The 12,566-nt window shown below is 68.1% G+C and carries 12 protein-coding genes and 4 pseudogenes; 8 read left to right on the forward strand and 8 right to left on the reverse strand.

Annotated elements, in window-relative coordinates:
- Positions 1-446 precede the first annotated feature (446 nt).
- Positions 447-1,640, forward strand: a complete 1,194-nt coding sequence (locus PGH47_RS41910; protein WP_271667873.1) for an acyl-CoA dehydrogenase family protein — start codon at positions 447-449, stop codon at positions 1,638-1,640.
- A 454-nt stretch (positions 1,641-2,094) separates the two neighbouring features.
- Here the strand turns inward: PGH47_RS41910 and PGH47_RS41915 are convergent, their stop codons facing one another.
- Positions 2,095-3,015, reverse strand: a complete 921-nt coding sequence (locus PGH47_RS41915) for an NADP-dependent oxidoreductase (RefSeq protein ID WP_271667874.1) — start codon at positions 3,013-3,015, stop codon at positions 2,095-2,097.
- Positions 3,016-3,335: 320 nt separating this feature from the next.
- On the reverse strand, positions 3,336-3,821 hold the full coding sequence (locus PGH47_RS41920) for a pyridoxamine 5'-phosphate oxidase family protein (RefSeq protein ID WP_271667875.1): 486 nt from the start codon (positions 3,819-3,821) through the stop codon (positions 3,336-3,338).
- 337 nt (positions 3,822-4,158) lie between these two features.
- Here PGH47_RS41920 and PGH47_RS41925 point away from each other — a divergent pair, with 337 nt between their 5' ends.
- Positions 4,159-4,305, forward strand: a complete 147-nt coding sequence (locus PGH47_RS41925; protein ID WP_271667876.1) for a hypothetical protein — start codon at positions 4,159-4,161, stop codon at positions 4,303-4,305.
- Positions 4,306-4,351: 46 nt separating this feature from the next.
- The gene (locus PGH47_RS41930) at positions 4,352-4,768 is read left to right on the forward strand and encodes a hypothetical protein (RefSeq protein ID WP_271667877.1); all 417 of its coding nucleotides are present in this window, start codon (positions 4,352-4,354) and stop codon (positions 4,766-4,768) included.
- 50 nt (positions 4,769-4,818) lie between these two features.
- Here the strand turns inward: PGH47_RS41930 and PGH47_RS41935 are convergent.
- The 5 genes and pseudogenes from PGH47_RS41935 to PGH47_RS41950 all read right to left on the reverse strand — a co-directional run.
- Positions 4,819-4,935: pseudogene (locus PGH47_RS41935) on the reverse strand (IS5/IS1182 family transposase); the annotation flags it as partial.
- A 289-nt stretch (positions 4,936-5,224) separates the two neighbouring features.
- Positions 5,225-6,028, reverse strand: a complete 804-nt coding sequence (locus PGH47_RS41940; RefSeq protein ID WP_271667878.1) for a class I SAM-dependent methyltransferase — start codon at positions 6,026-6,028, stop codon at positions 5,225-5,227.
- A gap of 363 nt (positions 6,029-6,391) precedes the next feature.
- Positions 6,392-6,937, reverse strand: a pseudogene (locus tag PGH47_RS43320) (ATP-binding protein); the annotation flags it as partial.
- A pseudogene (locus PGH47_RS43325) lies at positions 6,934-7,223 on the reverse strand (IS21 family transposase); the annotation flags it as partial. The pseudogenes PGH47_RS43325 and PGH47_RS43320, both read right to left, overlap by 4 nt.
- A gap of 331 nt (positions 7,224-7,554) precedes the next feature.
- Positions 7,555-7,911, reverse strand: a complete 357-nt coding sequence (locus PGH47_RS41950; RefSeq protein ID WP_333938197.1) for a DoxX family protein — start codon at positions 7,909-7,911, stop codon at positions 7,555-7,557.
- A 131-nt stretch (positions 7,912-8,042) separates the two neighbouring features.
- Here PGH47_RS41950 and PGH47_RS41955 point away from each other — a divergent pair, with 131 nt between their 5' ends.
- The 4 genes and pseudogenes from PGH47_RS41955 to PGH47_RS41970 all read left to right on the forward strand — a co-directional run.
- Positions 8,043-8,570 carry a MarR family winged helix-turn-helix transcriptional regulator gene (locus tag PGH47_RS41955; protein WP_271667879.1) on the forward strand — a complete coding sequence of 176 codons (528 nt, stop codon included), beginning with the start codon at positions 8,043-8,045 and terminating at the stop codon, positions 8,568-8,570.
- A gap of 76 nt (positions 8,571-8,646) precedes the next feature.
- Positions 8,647-9,312: an SDR family NAD(P)-dependent oxidoreductase gene (locus PGH47_RS41960; RefSeq protein ID WP_271667880.1), complete on the forward strand. Its 666-nt coding sequence runs from the start codon at positions 8,647-8,649 to the stop codon at positions 9,310-9,312.
- A gap of 71 nt (positions 9,313-9,383) precedes the next feature.
- Complete coding sequence (locus tag PGH47_RS41965; protein WP_271667881.1) at positions 9,384-10,202, forward strand: SDR family NAD(P)-dependent oxidoreductase; 819 nt, start codon at positions 9,384-9,386, stop codon at positions 10,200-10,202.
- Between the two features lie 106 nt (positions 10,203-10,308).
- Positions 10,309-10,959, forward strand: a pseudogene (locus PGH47_RS41970) (helix-turn-helix domain-containing protein); the annotation flags it as partial.
- An 8-nt stretch (positions 10,960-10,967) separates the two neighbouring features.
- On the opposite strand, the gene PGH47_RS41975 reads toward PGH47_RS41970, so the two are convergent.
- On the reverse strand, positions 10,968-11,573 hold the full coding sequence (locus PGH47_RS41975; RefSeq protein ID WP_271667882.1) for a dihydrofolate reductase family protein: 606 nt from the start codon (positions 11,571-11,573) through the stop codon (positions 10,968-10,970).
- A 318-nt stretch (positions 11,574-11,891) separates the two neighbouring features.
- Between PGH47_RS41975 and PGH47_RS41980 the strand changes: the two genes are divergently transcribed.
- On the forward strand, positions 11,892-12,440 hold the full coding sequence (locus PGH47_RS41980) for a DUF6328 family protein (protein ID WP_271668290.1): 549 nt from the start codon (positions 11,892-11,894) through the stop codon (positions 12,438-12,440).
- Positions 12,441-12,566: the final 126 nt, after the last annotated feature.

The raw sequence follows: 12,566 nt of genomic DNA on the forward strand, positions 1-12,566 counted from the left end.
AGTGGCCCGGAGCGGAGGAAATCTCTCACCTGCGGCGAACGCCCGGGCAGCCTCGACGAACGGTTCGTTGGGCATATCGAACGCCCGTAGACCTGGGGAAGTTCTCGAACAGGTCGCGATTCTCGCCGTACCCACGAGTCGCAGCCAGCAGCCAGCGACGCGCGAGGTTGGCTCCGGCGTCGGAGAGGTCCGGATGAGTCAGCAACTGCTCAGCCTGCCCGGCTTTCACCAGACGAGACCTGACGCCCGGACCGAACCTCCGGCTGGACAACTCGGCGCCCAACAAGCAGGCGACCATCTCGTCCTCACTGCTCACGCCAAGTACCCGCACGACCGGCAGCCTAGGATCGAATCCGCTGCGCGCTGCGACCCGGCACGCCTCGGCAGGCGACAGGACTCACTCCCGGCGCACGCATTACACGGCGTAAGCGTGGAAGACGGGATCCATGACTACGCATACGGATTCGCAGAACGCCGCCGACTTCTACGACTTTGAAAGCGCCCTCTCGCCTGAGGAGCGAAAGGTCCTGGTCAGGACGCGGGAGTTCATGCGGGATCAGGTCGCGCCCTTGGTGGCCGAGCACTGGGCCGAGGGAGTCTTCCCCAAGGAGCTGATCGGCCGGTTCCGGGAGAGCGGGCTGGTCGGACTGCCGTATGAGGGCTACGGCGACCACGGCCCCGTGGCCAGCCACCTGCTGACCGGGATGATGGCCATGGAGATGAGCCGGGTCGACGCCTCCGTCGCCACCTTCTTCGGTGTCCACAACGGCCTCGCGATGTACGCCGTCCAAGCAGGCGGCGACCAGGCGCAGCGCGACCGTTGGCTGCCCGGGATGGCCAGGATGGACACCGTCGGGGCGTTCGCGCTCACCGAGCCGCTCGACGGGTCCGACATCGCGGCCGGCATGCGCACCACGGCCCGACGGGACGGCGACTCTTGGGTGCTCAACGGCGCCAAGCGCTGGATAGGCAACGCGACGTTCGCCGACCACGTGGTGGTCTGGGCCCGGGACGTCGAGGACGACCAGGTCAAGGGGTTCGTCGTCGGCAAGGGGACTCCGGGCTTCACGGCGGAGAAGATCGCGAACAAGACCTCCCTGCGCATGGTCGAGAACGCGGACATCAAGCTCGAGGACGTCCGCGTCCCGGAAAGCGACCGGCTGCAGAACGCCTCCTCCTTCCGTGACGTCGCGGAGATCCTGCGCGCCACGCGCAGCGGTGTCGCCTGGCAGGCACTGGGAGTCATGATCGGCGCCTACGAACTGGCGCTGCGCTACGCCACGCAGCGCCAGCAGTTCGGTCGTCCGGTAGCCGGCTTCCAGCTCGTGCAGGATCTGCTCGTGAAGAGCCTGGGCAACATCACGTCGAGCTGGGGCATGCTCCTGCAACTGGCGCGGCTGCAGGACTCCGGGGTGTTCCGGGACGAGCACTCCTCACTGGCGAAGGCCCACGTGACCGCTCGTATGCGGGAAGTCGTGGCCTGGGCGCGGGAGATCTTCGGAGGCAACGGCATCGTCCTGGACTACGACGTCGCACGCTTCTTCGCGGACGCGGAGGCGATCTACTCCTTCGAAGGAACCAGAGAGATGAACACGCTGATCGTCGGCAAGGCGATCACTGGGGAGAGCGCGTTCGTCTGACCGGCGGGAACGCTGATCCGGCCGCGACGCGGAGGGTGAGGCTGCCGTGGTGGGCTGGGCCGGTGGCTCCTCGAACCGGGCAGCGACCGTCGCGGTGTGGTCCCTTTTGCCAGCGGGGAGCAGACGGGTCATGTCGGCGGCCTGCGGTCGCCCCTGCCAGGGGCCCGGAGCGACCGGAGCCGCTCCAGGTCCGCAGGGCGGCCGACCGCGCTTTCGAAGGCCTGATCTGGCCCCAGGCGTTGTTCGGAGCACACGCGCATACGTGAGCGAAGCGCCATCGCCGCCCTCCGTGTGGCCGGCTGCGATGGGTTCTGAGCAGTACAACTCCCTTGGACAGTCGGCTCTCCCGTCGCGTGCCGGGCATCGGGTGTACCCGATAGGGGGCCGGTCCGACCGCGCGGCACACGAGGCTGACACAGCTGGCTCTGCGTCGCCTCCTTCGGCCCCTTCCGGCTCAGGCTTCTGTGACGCGGATGATTGTCTTGCCGGGGGTGCGCTTGTCCGGTGCGAACGCGGAGGCTGCTTCGGCGAGGGTGCGGACGGTGCCGATGATGGGCTTGAGGCTGCCGTCCCGCAGCCGCTGGGCGAGGTCGGCCAGGCGGGCACGGTCTGGTTCGACGACGAAGAAGATCGCTCGTCCGTCGTGGGGGTGGACGGTGACCGGTTCGGCGATGGTGACAAGGGTGCCGCCAGGACGGACCAGTGCGGTGGAGCGTTCGAGGACCTCGCCGCCGATCACGTCGAACACCACGTCGACCTCGCCGGTGTCCTCCAGTTTCTCGGCCTGGAGGTCGACGAAGGTGTCCGCGCCCAGGCCGAGAGCGGTGTCGCGGTCTGCGGCCCGGCCGGTGGCGATCACCCGGGCGCCGGCCTCGCGGGCCAGTTGTACGGCGAGGGAGCCGACGCCGCCGGCGGAGCCGTGGATGAGCACGCTCTGGCCGGTGGTGAGATGGGCGTGGTCGAAGAGGGCCTGCCAGGCGGTGAGTCCGGAGATCGGCAGTGCGGCGGCCGTGACGTGGTCGACGTCGGCCGGCAGCGGGGCGAGGTTGCGGGCCTCGACCGCGGTGTACTGGGCCAGCGAGCCGTTGCGGGTCCAGTCGGTCAGGCCGAACACGCGCTGCCCGATGGTCAGGCCGGTGGTGCCGTAGCCGAGCTCGGTGACCACGCCTGACAGCTCGTGGCCGGGCACGGACGGGGTACGGTCGCGACCGGCCCGGTCGGTCCAGGTGCTGGGCCAGTCCAGCTCACCGGGGGTGAATCCGGCGGCGTGGACCTCCACGATCACGTCGTTCTCGGCGGCGTGCGGGTGGGGGACCTCGGCGAGGGTCAGGCCGCTGACACCGGCGTCACGGTCTTTGACGGTGATGGCTTGCATGAGGGGTTCCTCTGCGTCGGGGGACGTGCAGGGAGCGGGCATCGCGCCAGGGAGGCGCAGGCGTCGGCCCGTAGAAGCCGGCCGCCCGCCATGACCAGCCCCAGCGCCCGTACGCCCCGCTGCCGCACACAGCCGCGGAAACAGCACGGCTGACAGGTGCTGTCGTGATCACGCTTCCGACATTAGGAGGAAAGCAGCCCAGACATCTGGGCCAATTGCACTCATGTCCAGTGGGCCACTTACCCTCAGGGCTGCAAGTGTCGACGCCGGAGGCGGAACCGGCGTGGGACGGGACCGCGTGCCATGCCAAGGCGGAATGGTCAGCTCGACTTCTTGGCAAGTTCGGCGAGGAACGCGGGCATGCGGCCGGCACCGAAGTCGTAGAACCGCGCCCACTGCGGCTCGAGCGCGATACGCGCCATCTGGTCGTACATAGCCCGGCAGTTCCGCTCGAACTCGGCCGCGTACTCGGCGTCGAAGTTCTTTCGAGCGGCCGCGAGGTATTCCGGCACCACCCCGTCGACGATGGTCAGGTGCACCACGCCGCGCACCGACAGCGTCTTGGCCGAGCCCGGGCTGTCGCCGGCGTCGATGGTCAGGGCAACCTCGGGACGCACGGACAGCGCCTTTACCTTGGGCGCTGTGGCCGCGGTGGACATGACGATCTCCTCGCCGGTCCAGAAGATGCCGATCGGGATGACACGCGGCAACCCGTCGAGTCCGTTGTACGCCAGCCGCGCCATGGACGCCTGGTCCAACAGTTCGTGTGCGTCAGCGAGTTCCTGCTCGATCTGCTTGGGGTCCATGATCGTCTTCCTCCTCTGCCACGCGGCCCTTCGCGGCCGCTCATGTCCCTGGGACGGAGCCGTCGAGCCGTTCTCGACACCGCAGCCGGATCACCGGCTCTCGCCGCCTTCTGACACCGGGGTCATCGTGCCGCGCCCGCCGGCTTGCCACCTTGCCCCAAGCGGCAGCATTCTTCCGAGATGTCCGCCAGAGCCGAGTGGTCTGGCTTATACGGGATGACGACGGAAGCCCGACTCACCTCTCCGAGGACGGCACGCGAAGGCTTCCGTTCCGGTCGACCTCGGCCCGCGCCCAACGGGCAGGAAGATCTGGGGGCATGGGCTACGCGGTGAATCCATGCCCTTGGACACCTCGTACGAACGCGTACTGCCCGAGGCCGACCGGGACGGACTCGTGATCGGCATCAACTGGAGTGGGCCGCGTCTGGTCGGCTGGAGCTTCACCTCCGTGCAGGTTCTCAACCGGGTGCCGGCAACTGACTAGTGCCGCATCAGTCAACGTTCGCCCTGTCGATGGTTACTCTGACGACGTGGCCGATGAGAAGGAAAGTGGGAGCGGCTCGATCGAACGCCCCTCGTGGGACCACCCGGTGGTGGCCACCGTCGCGCTGGAACTGGTCGGCCTCGCTGTCTCCGGGTTGGTCGCTCTGGTGGGGTGGCCGTTCGGGTGGCTGCCCGACACCAGTTTCGTCGGCCTTGTGACGGGCCTGATCGCGATCGGGCCTGCGGCTGAGTTGTACCGCAGGGCGGGCCCGCCGCGTCGGCTTGCCGTTGTCGCCGCTCTCCTTGCGCTGGCAGCGGTGAGACTGCTCGTGGCTGCAGCAATGAACTGGGCCTTTCCAGCGCTGGCTGATCCGGGCGTCGGGATCCTCGTCGGCTACCTGGTTGCGCTACCCGTCGGCGTGGCTGTGTTGGCTTGGTTCCTCACCAGGGCGAAAGTTGCCTGATGCGGCGCTGGCCCACGGCATCGCTCGCCAGAGCGCGCAGTCGCCGTCAGCAGGAGGACGCTGCCGAGCGTGAGGAAGGCTTCGTGAATGTCGTCGCGGATCTCCCATCGGATCCGCAGTCGGCGGAACCGGTGCAGGTGGGCGAACGCGCGCTCCACAACCCGCCGTTGCCTGCAGGTCATGCCTGAACCGAAGCCGAGCTCCTGCGGCAGCTGTCCTCATGTGATCCCGGTGTGGACGACCGCGAAATTCCCCGGGCGGAAGCTCACGTAATTCCCCAGCTACTGACGTGAGCTGACGGTGAGGCAGACCGTGAGCTGTTTCCAACCTCAGCTTGAGCAGGTCGGACGCAAGGTGAGGACCGCACCCGCAGCAACCGCTTCAAGCGCTGAACACTTCGCGAAGCGCTGCAGGCGGTCGCGAGCTGGCAGGTCGGCAACGACGACGAAAGGCGGATCAGCGCGCCGGCTCAGACGTGCCTCGCGCCTGGTCACGGCTGGCGACCACCAGGTATCCATCGCTCTCGGGATCGAAGGTGGTGGACTGCACCGTGAGCCCAACGCTCCGCAACTGCGCCACGAGGTCCTCGTACCGGTAGGGCCAGATGGACAACCGCTCCGAGCAGGCTCGCACTGCCCCATCCGGCTCGATCTGGGCGACCACGATCTCGAGGAAGTGTTCCTGCTCCCAGTGCTGCTCGATCTGCCAGTAGTAGCTGACGACCGCATCGCGGTCGTTGCGGCGGATGAGTCGATCGCGGACGTCTACCCGTGAGCCGGCGGAGCGCACGAGCTCCCAGTTGCGTGACGTGAGCACGAGGCGTCCGCCCGGATTCAGCAGCCGCGACATCGCGTCCAGTGCGGTCAGGCGCCCGGCTGTGCCCTCAGCGTGCCCGAGCGAGTTGCCGACACAGAACACCAGATCGAACGTGGAGTCCTCCAGGTGGTCGGGCAGCTCGTCCCAGCTCGCGCGGAGGGCTCGAAGCGAGACACCCTGCTCGTCGGCGGCCTTCTCGGTCCGGCGAACCATCCCACTGCTGGCGTCTGCGGCGACCACGTCAAGGCCAAGACTCGCAAGACCGACGGCGAGCTGGCCGGTTCCACACGCGCAGTCGAGGACGCGCGCGTTGGGCGGCAGAGAGCCCACGACATCGCTGTAGTAGACCGCGGCTGCCTTGGCGGGGGTCAGCCTGTCGTCCCCGATCAGCCACTCGTATACGTCGGAAAGCGCCCCATAACCAGCCACCGCGATGACCCCCATCACTCGACGACACGCGGGCTGGACCACGCCTGCGATTCGGACCTTGCGCCTCGCACTGTGCCGGGCCGTGTCAGCGAAGCATTGAGGAGGACCCAACCACTTCCGGCCGCTGAGACTCCACCGGATTTCGTGGGAAACCGCGACACGCCGCACCGACGCAGGTCCTCACTCCACCGGCGCCCCAACGGCCACGACGGGGACCGCGGCCGGCAAGCGCGCGTTCACTGCGGAGCGCTTTAGGCACAGCATCCAAACTGATTGCCGAAACGCTGCGTCCGGATGAAGAACCGCCAGGGAGCGCCTCTACTGCCACGTTTCCCGACGACGTCCACCGGTTTTTCCTATTTGGTCTTGTCGGTGGGCTTCCTGGAGGTCGTCGGCCTGGGCTGCGGACAGCTGGCGCATGGCGAAGTCGTCGAAGATGAGGACGTCGGGGCGCACGAGTTCGCGGACGCGTTTCTCCCATGTGCGGTCCGCGTGGCCGCCGGCGAGGTCAGCGAGGATGCGGCTGGTCTTGGCGAAGCGGACGTGGGCGCCCTGCCGGACTGCGAGGTGGGCGATGTGGGTCTTGCCGACGCCGACGGGGCCGAAGAGGATGACCGATTCGCCGGCGTGGAGCCGGCGCAGGGTTCCCAGGTCGCGGATCCGGGCGGCGGTCAGTTTCGAGGAGGCGGTGAAGTCGAACTCCTCCAGGGTGACCTGCTGCTCGAACTTAGCCCGCTGCTAGCGCCGTTGGAACGCGACGGTCTCCCGGCGGGTGATCTCGTCCTGACAGAGGACCTGGAGGAAGTCGAGGTGGCCGAGCTCGCCTCCGTGGGCCTGGGCGAGGTGAGCGTCGAGGGTCTCCAGCATGCCTGACAGTCGCAGGGCCTTGAGCGCCTCCCGCAGGGCGGCGTCCATCACGGTCATCGGGCTTCCACCTCGGCTTCGTCGTGCACCTGGTCGTCGTGGTCGTCATCCGTCGCGTCGGGGGTCGCGACGGTGGCGAAGAGCCCGGCGGGGCCGTGCAGGAAGGCGGCCGCCCCGGCATCACCGCTGGTCTCGGGCTCGGGGTCGGTTTCGGTGCCAGCGATGAGGATGCCCTTGATGGTGCGGTAGGACGGGTCGCGAACCGCGATGGCCCTCGCGCAGGCGGCCTCCAGACGTGTGTCGCCGTACTTCTTCCGCAGCCCGAGGACCCTTGGGCACCCCGGAGCCGATAGAGGACGTTGACCTCCAGCAGCTGGTCGACGACTTCGCGGCAGGCGTCGCCGATCTCGGATGCCTGGCTGCGGCGCCAGACCGGCGTCCGCGTCTGGAAGGCGCCTTCGGTCGTCTGCGGGGTGACGCCCGTGGCGGGTTCGCGGCCCGCATCGGCGCCGGCCAGGACACCCGTCGCCGGTTGGCCGTGGGCCGCCAGGATGGCCTGCAATGCGGCGACCTGCGCCTCGGCGGTGATGACGCCGCTGTCCTCCTCGGGGAGCATTGCTGTTCCTTCTCGGTTCGCGGCCCGCGTTCAGGGCGGGCCGGTGGTCATCGCGTAGGGGTCAGAAGGTGTGCGGGCCGAAGCGGCCCCGGGCGAGAACGGCGGCGAGGGCCAGCAGGACGACGTTGACGGTGATCATCTTGGACTCCTTGCGGCGGCCGGGTGTGACGGCTGCGCCGAGCATCAGCAAGCCAAGGCCCGTGGCCGTCAGTGTGGCCAGGATGTCCGCGACGCCGACGAGCGGCGGCAGGATCAGGCCGAGGGCGGCAGGGGCCTCAAGGGCGCCGATGGCCTTGACCGGTGCGGCTGCGAAGCCTTCGGTCCAGCCGAGGCCGGAGGCGGCCAGCTGCTGCTGCGGCTCAGCTTCATCGCCCCGGACATGGGGAACACGGCGGCCAACAGGCCCGCGACGATCCATAAGAAGACGTTCATCGGGTCCGGCCTCTCCATCCAATAACTCCAAGCATGGAGCAACTGTACCGCACATTCACTTCAAGCTAAGAGTAAATTGGTTCACCATTTAATCCATGCTTGGAGTACATTGGGGGTATGGAAGACGCACTGGACACCACCGAGCCACGCTGGCTCGACCCTGATGAGCAGCAGCAGTGGTACGCGTTCGCCTACGTGCTGACCCAGCTCCCGGCCGCCCTGGAAGCGCGGATGCAGCACGCCGCGGGCATTGCCCACTTTGAGTACGTGGTGCTGTCCGCCCTGTCGATGGCGCCGGAGCGCACCCTGCGGATGAGTGAACTCGCCCAGTACGCGGGCAGCACGCTCTCCCGGCTCTCCAACGTCGTCATCCGGTTGGAGAAACGCGGCTGGGTGCAGCGCCGCCCCGACCCGTCCGACGGGCGTGCCACCCTGGCCACGCTCACCGACGACGGCATGGACAAGGTCACCGCCGCCGCCCCCAGCCATGTCGACGCGGCACGCCGCCTGGTCTTCGACCCGCTGACCAAGGCGCAGCAGCGGCAGCTCGGCGCCGTCTCCCAGCGCATCCTCGGCGCGCTCGACGCACCGTGCCCCACGGACTGGGCGCCGCCCGGCGCCACGCCGCCGGCGGACCGGGACTAAGTCCCGCCCGAGCGCACCTCTGAACCTTCACCCGCCCTCCGGTCGGGGTCCCACCCCCACCTCAAGGAGCTTTGCCATGCCCACGATCGCCATCGCCGGTGCCGGTCCGGGCCTCGGTCTGTCCATCGCCAAGGTCTTCGGCGGCCACGGCTACGACGTCGCCCTGATCTCCCGCAGCAAGGACAAGCTCGACGCCCTGGTCGCCGAGCTCGCCGAGACCGGCATCACCGCGGAGGGCTTCGCCGCCGACGTCGGCGACCCGGCCCAGCTCACCAGCGCGCTGCAGAGCGCGATCGCCCGGTTCGGGAAGATCGACGTGCTGGAGTTCTCGCCGCACGCGGGCCTGACCATGACCGTGCCCAAGGACGTCACCCTCGATACCCTGCGTCCGCAGATCGACAGCCTGCTGTACGGCGCCGTCGCGGCCGTACAGGCCGTGCTGCCCGGGATGCTCGAAGCCCAGTCCGGCACTGTGCTGTTCACCACCGGCGGCGGCGCCATTGACCCGTACCCGATGCTCGCGGACGCCAACATCGCCCAGGCCGGGCAGCGCAACTGGGCTCTCAACCTCCACAACACCCTTGCCGAGCAGGGAATTTACGTGGCCAACGTAGCCATCAACCTCATGATCGGCGCCCAGGCTCCCGAGGGCGTTCCGCACCGTGCGCCCGACCAGATCGCCCTCGACTACTGGAACCTGCACACCAGCCGCGATCAGGCCGAGTACTTCATCGGCGCCTGAGACCGGCTCACCGGCCGCGGGCAGCCCCGGCCGAGTCCGGGGCCGCCCGCCCTCATCTTCCGCGGAGCATCATGAAGACCATCGTCATCCCCGGCGGTAACAGCGGCATTGGCCGCCAGGCCGCCCGCACTCTCCTCGCCGACGGCCACCGCCTCGTCATACTCGGCCGCGATCCGCGCAAGGGCGAAGCCGCCCTCGCCTCGTTCGGCGCTGCCGCCGGCCGCGCGTCATTCATCGCCGCAGATCTGTCCACGCACGACGGCGTCCGCGACGCCGCTCGTCGCATCCTCGACAAGCACGAGAACGTCGACGCCCTCGTCCACACCACCGGCGTGCTCACCATGACCGAGAGCCGCACCGCCGACGGGCTCCACCCGTTCTTCGCGATCAACTACCTCTCGCGCTACCACCTCACCCAACTCCTGCTGCCCACGCTGCGCCGTGCCGAGCGCCCCCTCGTGCTGATGATGACCGCCGCGGTCGCGCCAAGCGAAGAGGCCGACTTCGCCCGCTTCCCCGAGTTCCCGACCTTCAACTTCAACCGCGACCGCAAGCCGGTCCAGCTCGGCAACCACCACTACGCCGCCCACCTCACCCGCACCGAACCGGGCCTCGCGGCCGGGGTGATCAACGCGGGCGCCGTCAAGACCGACATTCTGCGCGCAGCCCCCTGGTACATGCGCGCCGGCGCCAAGGTCCTCGGCCCGATCATGTTCGACTCCCTCGAGACCGCCGCGCACAACGTCGTCGGAGCCGCCCGCAGCGACACCTGGCAGTCCGCGCTCTACTGGGGCAAGCCCGGCCGCTTCGAGCAGCGCGTGTCGATCACTCTCGACACCGCGACCACCCAAGCACTCATGGACACCTCCCGCGCCCTCACCGGAGCCTGACAACACCGACCAGCCTCAGCCCGCGCGCTCACCGTCCTCACCAAGCCGACCTGCGCGCGGGTTTTCCTGTTCCATCGTCCGAGATCCGCCGAACCCCCGCTTCTCCCTGCAGAACCAGAGAGCTCATGCCTCACCGCAAGCACCCCTGACCGAAACCGGCCGCCTGCGTCTGGCCCTCTGCGTGGTGCGCGACGGCTGGCCTCTATGACGCGCAGCCGAACGCTTCCAGGTCTTACCCACCGTCGCCAAGCGATGGGCCGACCGGTGGCGCGAACAGGGCGAAGCGGGCATGCGCGACCGCTCCAGCCGCCCTGATCACAGCCCGCGCCGCACGCCGAACCGCACCGAGAGGCGAATCATCAACGTCAGGATTCTGCGCCGCTGGGGGCCCGCCCGCATCGGATACCTGCTCGGGGTGAATCCCGCCACGGTGCATCGAGTTCTCACCCGTTGTCAGCTCGCCCGGCTGACTCATTTCGACCGCGCCACGGTCCGCGTCATCAGACGCTACGAGCACCGCGCCCCGAGCGAGCTGGTCACGTCGACATCAAGAAGCCGGGCAACATCCCCGACGGGGGCGGCCACCAGGTTCTGGGCCGCCAGCCCGGTGGCTAGAACCGCTCCGGCGGCTTTCGCTACCTGCACAACGCCGTGGACGACCACTCCAGGCTGGCCTACAGCGAGATCCTTCCCGACGAAAAGAATGGAGACTGCAGCCGCGTTCTGGACCAGCGCCGAGGGCTACTTCACGCAAGCGAGGCGACGTCACTCAGGAACGCCGAGCGGCGGGTGCTCAAGCACGCGGGGCTTGTACTCGACCAGCTGAATGCGGCCGTCGAAGGTGCGGTGCTCGGTCATCTCGAGGGCGACGTCCGGATAGCCGTCGTAGATGCGTTCCTCGCCCGTGGCCCCGGTGATCACCGGGAACATCACGACCCGGAAGCGGTCGACGAGTCCGGCTCGTAGCAGGGACCGGCACAGACTGAGGCTGCCGATCGTGCTGAGGAGCCCCGAACCACTCGACTTCATCTTGCGGACCGCCTCGACGGCGTCGTCGCGCACGAGCGTGGCGTTGGCCCACGTCAGCGGCTCCTCGAGTGAGGAGGAGAACACTACCTTCGTCGCTTGCGTGAGTTCGTCGACGGACGCCTCTTCTTCGGGCCTGAACTCGTCTTGGCCAGCCGGTACCTCGCCCGCGGCGAAGCCCGACATCAGGCGGTAGGTATTCGCTCCCATCAGGTAGGTGGCCTTGGGCTGCTCGCCCAGCCATGCGAGGTACTCCGGGCCCTCGAGTCCCCAGAACCCGGGCCATCCCTCTCCCGACGCGTAGCCGTCGAGGGAGGTGATGAAGTCGACGAGAAGATCCGACATGGCGGTGTCCTTTCCTGGGGTGTCATGAGCTTGGACCGGCCAGGAGCCACAAACTCATCGGCCGCGCTGTGGAGTGACGAGAAAACCTCTGTTTTCCCACCCGTCTCCTCGGGCGGAGCCGGCCAGGTGGGATGCCCGTACGGGAGGAGGAGGGTGGCGTGGTCGCGCAGCTGATGGGCTCGTGGATCTTCTGCAGGAGGCGTCTCTGTGGGGTGGTCTCCTCGCGGCGCATGGCGCAGATGAAACGGGCCGTCCTGGGACGTGAAATCGCCGATGGCGGGCATGCGGGTATTCCCTGCGAAGGAGGATGCCATGAGCATGACCGACGAGGCGGCGTCTGACGCCCCGCAGACCGACTGTCCCTGTTGCTGCACGGCGGGACAGCACAGAGCGCCCGAACCGGAGGAACCGGAACGGGAACGGCTGAATCGCAAATGGAACGAGATCCTGCAAGAGACGAGGGTCGCGCAGACGGGAGTGCAGATCCTCTTCGGCTTTCTGCTGAGCGTGGCGTTCACTGCGCACTTCCACAGGCTGGAGACCTTCGATCACGTGGTCTACGTGATCACCGTGATACTCGGGGCCTCCGCGACCGGAGCGTTGATTGCACCGGTCTCCATACACCGGCTGCTGTCCGGGCAGCGCATGAAGGATCACATCGTCAGAGTCGCGGGCAGGCTGATGGTGTTCGGGATGGTGCTTCTCGCGTTGACGATCGGTGGCACGCTGCTGCTTCTCCTCCACGTCGTCGTGCCGAGCCTGCTCGCCGAATTGCTGGTAGGCGGTGTCATGTTGTGGTTCGCCGTGTGCTGGTACGGATTGCCCGCCTGGCTTCGCCGACGCTCCGCGCGGGACGACCAGGCATGAAGCATGGCGAGTTCGGAAGCCGGGTGCAGACTCGTGTCCCGGCAGCTGAGCCCTCGGGGTCGATGACGCGGCGCCACGGTTTGAGTGTGTAGGACGTCTGATTCGGCTTGACCTGGTGCCTGGCAG

The organism is Streptomyces sp. HUAS 31, from assembly GCF_028198125.1.
GTDB classification, from domain to species: Bacteria; Actinomycetota; Actinomycetes; order Streptomycetales; family Streptomycetaceae; genus Streptomyces; species Streptomyces chartreusis.

Bases quoted from the DNA above. Each gene is read 5' to 3' on its own strand.
- PGH47_RS41960 (WP_271667880.1), top strand. From the start codon at position 8,647: ATGCCCACGATCGCCATCGCCGGTGCCGGTCCGGGCCTCGGTCTGTCC.
- PGH47_RS41910 (WP_271667873.1), top strand. From the start codon at position 447: ATGACTACGCATACGGATTCGCAGAACGCCGCCGACTTCTACGACTTT.
- PGH47_RS41965 (WP_271667881.1), top strand. From the start codon at position 9,384: ATGAAGACCATCGTCATCCCCGGCGGTAACAGCGGCATTGGCCGCCAG.
- PGH47_RS41950 (WP_333938197.1), bottom strand. From the start codon at position 7,911: ATGGATCGTCGCGGGCCTGTTGGCCGCCGTGTTCCCCATGTCCGGGGC.
- PGH47_RS41920 (WP_271667875.1), bottom strand. From the start codon at position 3,821: ATGGACCCCAAGCAGATCGAGCAGGAACTCGCTGACGCACACGAACTG.
- PGH47_RS41940 (WP_271667878.1), bottom strand. From the start codon at position 6,028: ATGGGGGTCATCGCGGTGGCTGGTTATGGGGCGCTTTCCGACGTATAC.
- PGH47_RS41955 (WP_271667879.1), top strand. From the start codon at position 8,043: ATGGAAGACGCACTGGACACCACCGAGCCACGCTGGCTCGACCCTGAT.
- PGH47_RS41915 (WP_271667874.1), bottom strand. From the start codon at position 3,015: ATGCAAGCCATCACCGTCAAAGACCGTGACGCCGGTGTCAGCGGCCTG.
- PGH47_RS41975 (WP_271667882.1), bottom strand. From the start codon at position 11,573: ATGTCGGATCTTCTCGTCGACTTCATCACCTCCCTCGACGGCTACGCG.
- PGH47_RS41980 (WP_271668290.1), top strand. From the start codon at position 11,892: ATGACCGACGAGGCGGCGTCTGACGCCCCGCAGACCGACTGTCCCTGT.
- PGH47_RS41925 (WP_271667876.1), top strand. From the start codon at position 4,159: ATGCCCTTGGACACCTCGTACGAACGCGTACTGCCCGAGGCCGACCGG.